This is a genomic window from Pontixanthobacter sp. CEM42 (genome assembly GCF_017812015.1).
Classification (GTDB): Bacteria; Pseudomonadota; Alphaproteobacteria; order Sphingomonadales; family Sphingomonadaceae; genus Pontixanthobacter.
This window is the reverse complement of the sequence record NZ_JADQTN010000002.1, coordinates 312,999-325,502: the sequence shown is the minus strand read 5'-3', so window position 1 is coordinate 325,502 and position 12,504 is coordinate 312,999. Positions and strand designations below refer to the sequence as shown.

The window sequence follows — 12,504 nt, the reverse complement described above, 5'->3', positions numbered from 1 at the left end:
ATCCGTAAAGCTCCGTGGGCGCATCGCCCGGTTGGTATTGCCTAGCGCCGCGTGTTTGCGGGCTGTGATGCGCGGCGGATAGGCCTATCGGGCGAGACCTGCAAGCGGCTCTTGCATACGATTGCAGAAAAGCTGTGACCCGCCAAGCCGTAGGGTCGGTGATGTACGCTTAACCGCCCAACACATCCATCGTGAGTTCGAGCGAGCGGATGCGGTCTTCGGGGTCAAAAGTTGAGCCGGCAACGATAATCTCGTCCGCCCCGGTGCGTTTGATAAACGCTTCGACATTCGCTTTGACTGTGGCTGGCGAGCCAATCGCGCTGGCCTGACCAATATGCGCCAACATTGCCTGTGCTTGTGCCGGAAGTGAGGTGCGATAATACTCGATTGGCGGCGGTAGCTTGCCGGGACTACCGGTTCGCAGGCGCACGAATGCCTGCAATTGCGACGTCGCGATCAGTTCCGCCTGCTCGTCAGTATCAGCCGCAATAATCGTCATCGCTGCCATTGCATGTGGCTTTTCGAGAGCCTCCGATGGTTGAAAGTCTCGTCGGTACATTTCCAACGCGGCATCCAGATGGTCGGGCGCGAAATGCGAAGCGAATGCATAAGGCATGCCCAGTTTCGCAGCGAGCTGCGCACCGAACAGGCTCGATCCTAGCATCCACATTTCGACATCGGCACCGCGACCCGGCGTGGCGGTCACAGGCAAATCGATATCACCAGTGAACAGCGCTCGTAGTTCGGTCACATCTTGCGGAAAGTACTCAGCGGCTTGGTTCAAATTCTTGCGCAAGGCACGTTGCAATTCGGGTCCGGCACCCGGTGCTCTTCCCAAGCCGAGGTCGATCCGTCCGGGGAACAATGCTGCAAGCGTGCCGAACTGCTCGGCGATCACAAACGGGTTGTGATTGGGCAGCATGATCCCGCCTGAGCCGATGCGAATAGTTGATGTTGCGTTGCCGATATGAGCGAGCACGACCGATGCCGCAGCACCTGCAATGCCTTCCATCGCGTGATGTTCGGCAACCCAATAGCGCTTATATTCGCAGCGCTCGGCGGCTTGGGCCAGACTTGCCGCTGCTGAATACGCTTCGGAAAGTGTCCCGCTTTCGCGGACGGGCACCAGATCGAGAACGGATAGGGGGATCATGGTTGCTCTTCGGTGTTCTCTAGCTGAGCGAGATAGGATTTTGCGGTAGTTGCTTGGGGACTATCTGGCGCAAGCGTCACAATCGATTGCCAGCTCAGCCGTGCTGCCCCGTCATTGCCCGAAAGTACGGCGATCACACCGGCCTCCAAGCCAATCTCCGGATTGGCAGGATCAAGCATCGCTGCCTGCTCGATCTGAGTTTGTGCCGCTGCCAGATCATCAGTCCGGCGCGACAGTGTCGCTGACAGAAGCCAAGCGCGGACACTCATCGGGGCGAGTGTCCGCGCTTCCGAGAGGGCTTCCGATGCGGCGGCCAGCTTGTTCTGGCTTACTAAGGCGCGAGCGCGGTCGATCTCTATCTCTGCACTCAATTGGGTGAACTCTGCTTCGGTTGAGTCATCCTTGGCACGATCCAGCACGGGCAATGCGCTTTCGGTATTTCCCGCAGTCAGCAATGCGTTGGCAGCCATCGCGCCTAGCCGTGCGCGATATTTGGCATCGACTGCATCGCTATCATCGCGCGCGGCAATGAAGCTGCGCGCAGCATCGGCCCATTGGCCCAAATTGGCCTCTGCATAGCCGCGGCATTGCAGAGCTTGCGCGCGGGTTAGCCCGATTGCGCTATTGAACCATGCCTCGGCTTCAATCCGCGCCGCGGTGCTATCTTGCTCTGCGCGGACGAGACATGACTGCAGGCGGTCGGCGACGGGAGCGAGACCGTCATTGTCATTGCCATTGGCATTTTGTTCGGTGCGCTGTCTTCGGCGCAGCTCATCAAGTTCGGGCGGCACGGCGGTAACCGGCGCGGCGCCCGGATTGGGGCCGACTTGCAGCAGCAGGGCAAGAGTAGCGGAAAGCACCAGAAAATCTCCGTAGGACTAGTCGAGCAGGTTTTGCACCTGACTCAGCATCAGCGTGATATCGCTATCGCGAGACAGGCGGTGATCACCGTCTTTGATCAAGGTTACCTGTACATCGTCCGAACGGAGCCGTTTCGCGATCTCTAAACTGATGCGGTGCGGGACATCCGTGTCCCGTTCGCCGTGCAGCAGGCGGACCGGGCAGTCGATTGCAATCTCGGAAGTCAGAAGCCGGTTGGCCTGACCGTCTTTCCAGAATTCGGCATACATCGGCGTGGGTTCAGGGCCGTATGGATTGTCATCAAATATGGTTTCGCCCGCGTCGAGTTTCTCCTTGTCAGCATCGGAACGCCCCCAATCAGTGAAGTCAGGCGCGGAAGCTATGCCAACTATTCCCGACAGGCGTGGCCCCAAAGCCAGCGCAATCATCAGCATCAACCAACCGCCCATCGAAGACCCGATCAGAACCACATTATCGATTCCGCGTGCCTGGATCAGCGCCAGCACTTCATCGCGCCATTTGGACAATGTGCCATCGGCAAAGTCACCGCAGCTCTGGCCGCAGCCTGAATAGTCAAGCAATAGGCAGCCGATTGATTGCTGCGCTGCCCATTCGAGCAGTGCGGTCGCTTTGCCGCCGTCCATATCGGACATATAGCCGGGCAAGAATACGAGAGTGGGTTTGTGGCTCGCGTGGTCCAGATGGCGAAACGCTATGTGCTCACCAGGCTGCTCACCAATGGGCACTTGAAAAAATTGAACGCTGGTCATGCAGCGCTCATTCCCGATCACACAGCATCACGCAAGCAGTGATCAATACAATGTTGGAAGTTCCATTGGTTCGTCGCATTGTCCGGCAGGCCCGTCGTGACAGCCGCCCAAAAAGGCTACAAACAAGAGAACAGCATATCGCATTTGTGATCCCTCCGATCAGCCTCGCTCGAATATCTCTTCAATAGACATAGCAAAAGTTTCGGCGATGGTGAAGGCCAGCGGCAATGACGGATCATATTTACCGGTCTCGATCGCGTTGACGCTCTGCCGCGATACGCCGAGCCGATCGGCCAAATCTTGCTGGCTCCAATCGCGTTCTGCACGAAGTACCTTGAGCCGGTTCTTCATGCCGCGCCCCATGTGCCATATTGGATGCGGTTGGCAATTGCGCCGACCCCAAGGCCGAAGAACCACCACACAGCCCACCAATATGCGTCAACATGAATGACAATATCGGCTTGCTCGAGAAAGCCCCAGACCGACGCAGCACTCAATGCAAAACCTGTGGCCCAGAGCGATTGGCGGATAGTGAGCATGCGGATGAATTCATCGGTTTGTTCGATGATTAGTCGCCCGATTGCCCAGAACATCCCAGCGATGGCTAAACCAGGCAAGATGGCCAGAAACGTGCGCAGCTCCAGCGACGGATCATAGCTCTTCGAAACAAATGTCATCAGCGCGAGCGTGGCGAGATAGAATGATGTGAACATCGCGATCCGCCTGAGATAGCGCCTGTTTGCTATGCCCTTCCCGCCGCAAGAGGCATTGGCCTTGCGATTGGCTGCCTTGATCGCTGGAATGATCAGCCATAGCGGGGCAATCATCAGGACAAGCGCTGTCGGTCCGTTGATCGCACCGGTTGCGGCGAGCGCGATCACCGTTCCAATCGCGGCGAACATTATCCCGACATATACCATCGGACCTCTGCCTGATTGCGGAGCTTTCAGTGTGTCGGTCATTGGGCCACCTCACATTTTCTGTGGCTTCCCATCCACGCGGTCGGGAAGATTGCGAGAAGAGCGAGCGGTGCCCATTGGGCGAACTCTTCCGGAACAATGTCGAACACTGCCAGCACGGCAATTCCTATCATTACGGAAGCAAGCAGCAGAGCTTTGTAAACTTGAGTCATAGTCAACGATCCCTTTCGTTATGTAAAGCTTCATTTACATTGGATTCACGATAAGTCAAGCATCATTGACATAATGATTGGGTTGCTTGTCCCAATTGCCTGCAAGTCTTGGCTGTGTCACACGGTAGGCCTATGCGTTCGGAATGAAGACTGACTCACTCCCAATGCCTTCGGCGGCAGCCCGCATACCCCAGCTTGACCGCCGCACTCTGTTTCGTACTGGATTGCTTGGCGCGGGACTGACTGCGCTTTCTGGAACGGTCACGGCGAAAGCATTGCCGGGTTTCGGATATGGCGTCGCGAGCGGCGAACCGAGCGCGGACAGTGTCTTGCTCTGGTCCCGGTTTCAGGCGGCGCAGGACACCACTTTGGAATGGGAAGTGTCGCGCGATGCGGCCTTTGCGGAGGTGGTCGCAGGTGGAAGCGTGACTGCGCGCGCCGAGCATGATTGGTGCGTGAAGCCGGTCGCGAATGGCTTGCAGGCTGACAGCTGGTATTACTTCCGATTTTTCGCGCCCGATGGGCAAATGTCTCAGATCGGCCGCACGCGGACTTTGCCGCAGGGGCCCACCTCTCGCTTCCGGCTGGCGGTCGTCGGCTGCTCCAATATCGGCTTCGGCTGGTTCAATGCCTATGCGCACATAGCTGAAGCGGATGACACTGATCTGGTGCTGCACACTGGTGATTACATCTATGAATATGGTCGGGGTGTCTATCCGACCGAGGAGCAGAAACTGCCGGGCAGAATGCGCGGTATCGATCACGAGATCATCGAGCTGGCCGATTACCGCGCACGTTATGCACAATATCGCAGCGATCCTGATCTGCAGCGGCTACACCAACTATTCCCGATGCTGCATGTGCCTGACGATCATGAGAGCGCAAATGACAGCTACGCAACGGGCGCGCAGAACCACCAGCTTGAGACCGAAGGACCGTGGGACGCGCGCAAGCGAGCGGCGGTGCGTGCCAAACGCGAATGGATGCCGGTCTCAGATGCGCCTTGGGCTGCCTATGAGATTGGCGATCTGGCGACGCTGTTCCGCCTAGAAACCCGACTTGAGGCCCGGACCAAGCCGTTCGATCTGCGCGAGATTATCGGGCGCGGCGACAAAGACCCCGGCAAAATTCTCGCTGCATTGCAGGCATTCGAGAATGATGAATGGCGCGATTCATCGCGGACCCTGATGGGCGAAGTGCAAGAAGGCTGGCTGGCCGATGGCATGATGGCCTCACGCAAAGCCGGGAAGGCGTGGCAAGTTCTGCTCCAGCAGACCGTGATGACCAGCCTCAAATCCTCTCCGAATATCGCCGAGGGCATGACCGATGCTCTGCCCGAATATATCCGCAACCGGATCATGGGCGGCGTGCTCACCAGCATGGCTGGCCTACCGTTCAATATGGATGCGTGGGACGGCTATCCCGCGGCGCGCGAACGCTTGCTCAAATCTGCGCAAGAGGCTGACGCCAACCTGATCGTTCTGGCGGGCGACAGCCACAATGGCTGGGCGTCAGAGCTCGGCAATATGGGCGTTCCTGCTGGAATCGAATTCGCCGGTCACTCGGTATCCTCTCCCGGCATGGAAGGTTTCCTGACCTGGATCAAGCCGGAGGACATGGCCGCGCAATCGGTGCAGGCGAACGAGCAGCTCAAATGGGCCAACACCAAGAACCGCGGCTATATGTCAGTCGAGCTAACGCCCACAAAGGCTACATCGGAGTACCGTTTCCTTGAAACTGTCCGGGCGAAGTCTACCGCGTTGGCCGGGACGCAGCGCATTTCCAGCGAGGCAGGTAGCCATAAACTCGACATTGGCGACATTGGTTGAATGTTAAATCCTTCGCGGCTACATAATCGCTATGCACAAAGTCAGTATCTTGACCACAACCACTACCACCGGCTTTGTCCGGGGGCAGATGGTCGCGCGTTGAGCCTGCCACTGCCGCCCGGTTTCGGGCGGTACGGTGCCACCTCCTGAAATCGTAAGTTTAAGGACACCGACTCTTCCGGTGCGCGCATGATTCTGCCATGGCGCACCAAAATAAGAACGGACGAATTCGATGAGCGAACTTTTCAAAATCAGCCTGCCCGATGGATCGGTACGCGAAATGCCCGAAGGCTCGACGCCTGCGGACGTGGCGGCGGCTATCGGTCCGGGCCTAGCGAAAGCGGCTTTGGCAGCAAAAGTTGACGGCGAAGTGCGCGATCTTGGCCGCCCGTTCGAAGGCGATGCCGAGCTAGCGCTCATTACATCTCGCGACGAAGAAGACGCGCTTGAACTCGCGCGTCACGATTATGCGCACGTTTTGGCAGAGGCAGTCCAATCGATCTGGCCCGGCACGCAGATTACCTTCGGCCCCTCGACAGATGACGGCTTCTATTACGATGTGATGGCGCCTGAAGGCCGCGATCCGTTTGGCATGGATGATCTTCCCAAGATCGAAGAGAAGATGCGCGAAATCATCAAGGCTGACAAACCTCTGCGCCGTGAAGCGTGGAGCCGTCAGGCATTGATCGACAAGTGGCAAGCCGATGGCGAGAGCTTTAAGGCCGAATGGGCGGCAGAATTGCCTGAAGGCGAAGAGCTGACGGTCTATTGGTCCGGCGATGACTGGATGGATATGTGCCGCGGGCCTCACCTTCCGAGCACGGGCAAACTCGATCCTGCAGCATTCAAGCTGATGCGCGTCGCTGGTGCTTACTGGCGCGGCGATCAGGCGAATGCACAGCTAACGCGGATTTACGGCACGGGCTGGCTCAATAAGAAGCAGCTCAACGCCCATCTTCACCGCTTGGAAGAAGCGGGCAAACGTGATCACCGTAAGCTTGGCCGCGAGATGGATCTATTCCACTTGCAGGAAGAGGCGCATGGTAGCGTCTTCTGGCACCCGAACGGCTACAAAATCTGGCGCGAGCTGGAGGCCTATATGCGCCGGATGATGGATGGCGGCGGCTATCAGGAAATCAAAACGCCGCAAGTGATGGACGCGCGCCAATGGGAGAAATCGGGCCACTGGGGCAAGTATCGCGAGAACATGTTCGTGATCCCGGATGAGGTTCCCAATGTTGAAGACGAAGGCCCCGTCATCAGCGGCGACGCTGATTGGATGGCGCTCAAGCCAATGAACTGCCCAGCGCATGTTCAGGTCTTCAAACAAGGAATCACGTCTTATCGCGATCTGCCGATCCGGCTTGGCGAAATGGGTTGTTGCCACCGCAATGAACCGCATGGCGCACTGCACGGATTGATGCGTGTGCGTCAGTTCACGCAGGATGACGCACATATCTTCTGCACGGAAGATCAGGTGGTCGAAGAAACGCGCAAGTTCTGCCAGCTCGCAGCGAGGGTCTACAAAGACCTTGGTTTTGAGAAGTTCGCGATCAAACTTGCCACGCGCCCGGAGCAGCGCTTTGGCTCTGACAAAGATTGGGACAAGGCCGAGCAGGAACTGCGCGATGCGGTGGCCGATGCTGGCATGGCGACTGAGGAATATGGTTGGGAAGAACTGCCTGGCGAAGGTGCATTCTATGCGCCTAAGCTCGAATGGCATCTGACCGATGCGATTGGCCGGACATGGCAGGTCGGTACGATCCAGTCTGACCGCGTGCTGCCCGAACGTCTTGATGCAACATTTATCGGCGAAGATGGCGGCAAGCATCGCCCTGTGATGCTGCACCGCGCAATCTTTGGTTCGTATGAGCGCTTTATCGGCATTCTGATCGAGAACTATGCAGGCAAGCTCCCGCTATGGCTCGCGCCTATGCAGGCCGTAGTTGCTCCGATTGTTTCGGATATTGACGGATATGCAGGCGAAGTTCTGGCGAAGCTGGAAGCCGCCGGCATTCGCGCCGAGGCTGACCTTCGGAACGAGAAGATCAATTATAAGGTTCGCGAACATTCGCTGAAGAAGGTTCCGCATCTGCTGGTTGTCGGCAAGCGAGAGCAGGAGGAAGGCACGGTTGCCATCCGCACTCTCGGTGAAAAGGACCAGCAAGTCCTTTCGCTTGATGAAGCAATCGCGATGCTGAAGGCAAACGCTACCGCGCCCGATTTGCGCCCTGAGGTAACAACAGCGTGATGCGTTGAGCTGAGATGGAAATGCTAGCGAGCTATACGGCTCTGCAGATTGCAGTGGCGCTTGCTGCAGCATTTGGTGCGGCTTTCATTCGCGGGCTGGCGGGGTTTGGCTTGGCCATTTTGCTGGTACCTGTGCTTGCGCTGGCGATGTCCCCGGTTGAGGCAGTGCTGGCAACGAACGTCGTGGCGGTGCTGATCGGTCTGAGTGAGATCAAACGCATCATGCGGGAAGCCGAAAAGTCGGCGTGGACCATCAGCCTGTTGGTTGTCATTGCAACGTTCCCGGGTCTCTATCTCCTCAGCATAACAGCTCCGGCGCTGGCGCGGGTATTGATCGCTTTGATCGCGCTATCGGCGTTCTTTGCGATGTTCTTGCCCAAGCGGCCTGCACATCAGCCTGGCGCTGTCCAGACCGGTATCGTCGGCATCATCAGCGGATTGCTAACCGGCTTTGCAGGTATGCCTGGCCCGCCGGTCGTCCCCTATTATCTGGGCCGCGATATTCCTAAAGAGATCGCCAAACCTTCGATGCTGCTTATCTTCACGATTGCTGCCGGAGCTGGTCTTGGGTCGGGTGCGGCGATTGGCTTGCTGGATTGGGGTTTGATTGTCCTCGGCGTTCTGCTTTTTCCTGCGGTTCTGCTCGGCAATCACGTGGGCGCGCTAGCCTTTGGTAAGGTCAGCGATACGGCGTGGCGCATCTTCGTCATGGTCGTGTTGGCTGCGACTGCGCTGGCGTCGCTTGCAAGGTTACTGGGCAGTTAGGCCTAGAGCATTTGCCCTGCCACAATCGGTCCAGCGTTGGGCTCACGCAGGATTACGGCGTAGCGGTCGGCATAACGGTTCTGCATTTGCTTTGGGGCAATTGTGAGTGTTCGTTTGGCAGTGCCGAGGCGGGTCTCGTCGACGAGAACATTGGTGTAGTTGATCGTCCGCCCACCATTCTCACCGCGACCGATCTTCACAGTTTCGTGGGAGGACAGGGCCACCAGGCTAAGTTCAGCGTCTGGAGCAAACTTGCCCATGATGGAGATGGTGACGGCACCGCTTGCCGATTTGTCGATCACAAGTTGCGGCTTGTTTTTCATACCGGCTTCGCGCGCTAGGGCGGTTACATTGCGCTCATTCGAGCCGACTGCTCCATGACGGCCATCGACTACGATCTGCGGCGTGTAGACTCCTGCGCCCTCATTCCCTTTACGGGCATAGGCGCGCTGAAGATCGGTGTTCTCTTGCTTGCCCAGCGTGTCTTTCCAGCCTAGCCGGTCCCAATAGGTCACCGGGCGGGAGATCACGAGCAGCGAAGGGTCTTTCGCAAGGCGCGTGGCGAGTTTGTCGGCGGGAGGACAGGATGAGCAGCCCTGACTGGTGAAGAGCTCGAGTACGACGGGTGCATTTGCCGATGCAATCGGACCAGATAATTTGGTTCCCTGCCGCGCATCGACTTGCCCAGATGACAAAGTGGCCGCCCCGATTGCGACAAGAGCGGTGATTCCGCTGGCGACGATAAGACCCGATTTCTGCATGCGAAAGCTCTCGTGAAACTGTGGTGTTTCACTGCCATTCGATCATGGGCGGCGTTCGGTTACGCCGAAATGTCAGAAAGGATGGAATGTCCCTGCGAAAATCAAGGCCAGTCCGCAGCCGCTGACGATCATCGCACGCACAGGCGCGATTACATCGTCGGAAGAGATATTGAGGGCTTTGATTGCATTGGCCATGCGCCTGCTATCGTCGGCAAATCCTAACGGCTGGTTAACTTTCCGGCGGGCAATTGCTGGCTGGCACAATGGAACCCGCCGCCTCCAGCCAGAACGGCATCGGCAGGAAGTCCAATCGTTGCCCGATCAGCGAACAGTGCGGCTATCGCGGCGACACCTGCATCATCATGCCCGGAGCCGAAGGTGGGCACCACAACCAGATGTGTTGTGATGGCGAAGTTGACGTAGCTCGCCGGTTCGATTTGTCCGTCGCGTTCAATCAGTCCGGGTGACGGGACGTCGATGATGCTCACTTCGGCGGCTTCGGCGCGAGTGCGAGCAGCACCATAGATCCCGATATTCGGATCATCCGGTCCCGATGGTGTGGGAATGAGCAAAGTATTCGCGGCGACAAACCGCGCGAGGTTGTCGACATGGCCGTCGGTGTGATCGTTGACCAAGCCGTCGCCGAGCCATAGTACACGCTCGAACCCCAAGTCGTCCTTCAATCTTTGCTCGATATCAGCGCGCGATAGATCAGGATTGCGGTTTGGGTTGAGCAAACATTGTTCGGTAGTTACGACCAATCCGGTGCCGTCACCATCAATCGCGCCGCCTTCGAGAATCCAGTCGGATATTTCGACCAGCAAGCCAGCATCGGCGGCAATCTCCGAACCGATTGTTTGGTCACCTTCCATCAGATATTTACCGCCCCAGCCATTGAAGCCAAAGCGTTTGGCGACGCGCTGTGCCCCGCGCGAAACGATCAAAGGCCCCGTATCGCGCAGCCAGATATCGCCGTAGCTTCGGGGTTCCAGCGTTACGGCATCGCTGACCAATTCGCGTGCCCGCGCCTCATTGGCTTCATTGCGCACAAGCAAGCGAACCTCTTGCCCGCTTTCAGCAACCGCATTGGCAAAAGCGGCGATTTGCTCTTGAGCACGCTCAAGATAGCCCGGCCATTCGTCTGCATCATGTGGAAAGCCGATCCACAACCAATCCTGCGGTGCCCATTCGGGCGGCATATGGATGGTCATGGACCGGCTTTCGGAGGTTCGGTTGGTATAGAGTTCAGCAGCCGCTTTCGGCAGCCGCGCAGCTTTCGTTGCGGATTCCTTCGAACTCATCACCCTCGACCCAATTGGGCCAGCTAGTGCTGTTGCCGAGCATTTGGCCAAGGCGGTAGAAGAGTTGCAAATCGGCCATCACCCCGCTCCAATCCCAGCTCTCATCGAACTCATCTTTAGGTCCATGATAGCGGTTGGCGCGGTAGTCTTTCGCCGCTGCCTCACCAGCCTCGCGGCCACCATCGACAAGATCTTCGCCGCCTTTGACATAGAGCATCGGCACGCCGCGCTTGGCAAAGGCGAAATGATCCGAGCGATAGTAATATCCTGCTTCTGGGTTCGGATTGGGTGTCGCAGTGCGGCCATCGAGTTCGAGCGCCTTGTTCAGGAAGTCGTCAAGCTTGGATTTGCCGGGTCCCACGACTGTCACGTCTTTCGAAACACCCACCACTGGCAGGGCGTCCATATTGATGCCGCCAACGGTTTGCGCGAGCGGGAAGATCGGATTGGCTGCGTAATAGTCTGCGCCGAGCAAGCCTTGTTCTTCAGCCGTCACTGCCAAGAAAACCAAGCTGCGTGCGGGCGCGCCTGCCTGCGCATGCGCTTGTGCGAGAGCGACCAACGCTGCGGTACCCGTCGCATTGTCGATAGCACCATTGCAGATGTCGTCTCCATCAGGTGCTGCTGTGCAGCGACCGAGATGATCCCAATGCGCGGTGTGCATTACATACTCATCGGGACGCTCGGTCCCGGGCAGGATCCCGATCACGTTCTGCGTTTCATACTTCTTGATATCGTTGGAGAAGCTGGCACTGGCGGTTAGGCCGAGCGGTACCGCTTTGAAGCCCTTTTCCTTCGCTGCTTCGGATAGCTTGGCCAGATCCTGACCGGCGGTCTCCATAATCTTGGCGGCTGCATCTTTTTGCACCCAACCATTTACCAGTGTTAGCTCAGGTGCATTCGCGCCGCGTTGGGCATAGGCTTGTGGGCCGGACCAGCTGCTTTCGACCACGTTCCAGCCATAGGATGCCGGCTCGGTATCATGGACAATGATCGCGCCTGCTGCGCCAGCCTTGGCTGCGGCTTCATACTTATAGGTCCAGCGCCCGTAATAGGTCATCGCATCGCCATTGAAGGGGCCCTCTAGCGTGCCGGTACCATAGTCGGGGTCGTTGACCAGAATGACGGCAGTTTTGCCCGCCATGTCGAGACCTTCATAGTCGTTCCAGCCGCGCTCCGGTGCGGTGATTCCGTAACCGACGAATACCAACTCGCTATCTTCCAGCGAAGTGGTCGCGTCTTCGCGGTAGGTCACGCCGACCCAATCTTTTCGCGCTTCCAGATTGATCTCTGTGCCCTCTCCTTTGATCGTCAGGGGTGAGAAATCCTTGCCAGTAATTTCAACCAGCGGAACTTTCTGAACCCAGCTATCGCCATTGCCCGGCTTCAGTCCTGCGGCTTTATATTTCTCGATCAGTAGCGTGACGGTTTTCTCCTCGCCCGCCGTGCCAGGCATCCGGCCATCGAACTCGTCAGAAGACAGTTGACGGGTGATATCGACCATCGTCTCTTGCGAAATCTCGCCCGGCTCCACATCGGGAATATCCAGTTCGGGTGCGGTATTGCATGCGGCGAGCATAAGCGCAGCCGATAAAGCAAGGCATTTGCGGATCATGTGAATTCCTCTTCGGTCCTCGCGCAGCCGCAATGGGCCAGCGATGGATTTGTGATGCGCCTCCATT

Annotated in this window: 13 protein-coding genes; 3 read left to right on the top strand and 10 right to left on the bottom strand. The window is 57.7% G+C overall.

The window, feature by feature from the left end; translation table 11 throughout:
* Window positions 1-169: 169 nt before the first annotated feature.
* From J9777_RS11520 to J9777_RS11495, 6 genes are all read right to left on the bottom strand, one after another.
* On the bottom strand, window positions 170-1,153 hold the full coding sequence (locus tag J9777_RS11520) for an LLM class flavin-dependent oxidoreductase (RefSeq protein ID WP_209348971.1): 984 nt from the start codon (window positions 1,151-1,153) through the stop codon (window positions 170-172).
* Window positions 1,150-2,013, bottom strand: coding sequence for a hypothetical protein (locus J9777_RS11515; protein WP_209348970.1), 864 nt, complete (start codon window positions 2,011-2,013; stop codon window positions 1,150-1,152). Before J9777_RS11515 ends, J9777_RS11520 begins: the two co-directional genes overlap by 4 nt.
* An 18-nt stretch (window positions 2,014-2,031) precedes the next feature.
* Window positions 2,032-2,784: an alpha/beta hydrolase gene (locus J9777_RS11510; RefSeq protein ID WP_209348969.1), complete on the bottom strand. Its 753-nt coding sequence runs from the start codon at window positions 2,782-2,784 to the stop codon at window positions 2,032-2,034.
* A gap of 159 nt (window positions 2,785-2,943) precedes the next feature.
* The gene (locus J9777_RS11505) at window positions 2,944-3,135 is read right to left on the bottom strand and encodes a helix-turn-helix transcriptional regulator (RefSeq protein WP_209348968.1); all 192 of its coding nucleotides are present in this window, start codon (window positions 3,133-3,135) and stop codon (window positions 2,944-2,946) included.
* Window positions 3,132-3,746 (bottom strand): hypothetical protein, encoded by a 615-nt coding sequence (locus tag J9777_RS11500; protein WP_209348967.1) that lies wholly within the window; start codon window positions 3,744-3,746, stop codon window positions 3,132-3,134. Before J9777_RS11500 ends, J9777_RS11505 begins: the two co-directional genes overlap by 4 nt.
* Window positions 3,743-3,916 carry a hypothetical protein gene (locus J9777_RS11495; protein ID WP_209348966.1) on the bottom strand — a complete coding sequence of 58 codons (174 nt, stop codon included), beginning with the start codon at window positions 3,914-3,916 and terminating at the stop codon, window positions 3,743-3,745. Before J9777_RS11495 ends, J9777_RS11500 begins: the two co-directional genes overlap by 4 nt.
* A gap of 143 nt (window positions 3,917-4,059) precedes the next feature.
* Between J9777_RS11495 and J9777_RS11490 the strand changes: the two genes are divergently transcribed.
* From J9777_RS11490 to J9777_RS11480, 3 genes are all read left to right on the top strand, one after another.
* Window positions 4,060-5,745: an alkaline phosphatase D family protein gene (locus tag J9777_RS11490; RefSeq protein WP_209348965.1), complete on the top strand. Its 1,686-nt coding sequence runs from the start codon at window positions 4,060-4,062 to the stop codon at window positions 5,743-5,745.
* Between the two features lie 232 nt (window positions 5,746-5,977).
* Window positions 5,978-7,996, top strand: coding sequence for a threonine--tRNA ligase (gene thrS / locus J9777_RS11485; protein ID WP_209348964.1), 2,019 nt, complete (start codon window positions 5,978-5,980; stop codon window positions 7,994-7,996).
* A 14-nt stretch (window positions 7,997-8,010) separates the two neighbouring features.
* A complete protein-coding gene (locus J9777_RS11480) occupies window positions 8,011-8,760 on the top strand; it encodes a sulfite exporter TauE/SafE family protein (protein ID WP_209348963.1) in 750 nt (249 codons plus the stop codon).
* Between the two features lie 2 nt (window positions 8,761-8,762).
* On the opposite strand, the gene J9777_RS11475 is transcribed toward J9777_RS11480, so the two are convergent.
* From J9777_RS11475 to J9777_RS11465, 4 genes are all read right to left on the bottom strand, one after another.
* A complete protein-coding gene (locus J9777_RS11475) occupies window positions 8,763-9,521 on the bottom strand; it encodes a DUF1223 domain-containing protein (protein WP_209348962.1) in 759 nt (252 codons plus the stop codon).
* A gap of 72 nt (window positions 9,522-9,593) precedes the next feature.
* Complete coding sequence (locus J9777_RS14750) at window positions 9,594-9,716, bottom strand: hypothetical protein (protein ID WP_280842202.1); 123 nt, start codon at window positions 9,714-9,716, stop codon at window positions 9,594-9,596.
* A gap of 23 nt (window positions 9,717-9,739) precedes the next feature.
* Entirely contained in the window at window positions 9,740-10,732 is a 993-nt protein-coding gene (locus tag J9777_RS11470) for an agmatine deiminase family protein (protein WP_209349549.1), read from the bottom strand.
* Window positions 10,733-10,766: 34 nt separating this feature from the next.
* Complete coding sequence (locus J9777_RS11465) at window positions 10,767-12,437, bottom strand: M28 family metallopeptidase (protein ID WP_209348961.1); 1,671 nt, start codon at window positions 12,435-12,437, stop codon at window positions 10,767-10,769.
* Window positions 12,438-12,504 lie beyond the last annotated feature (67 nt).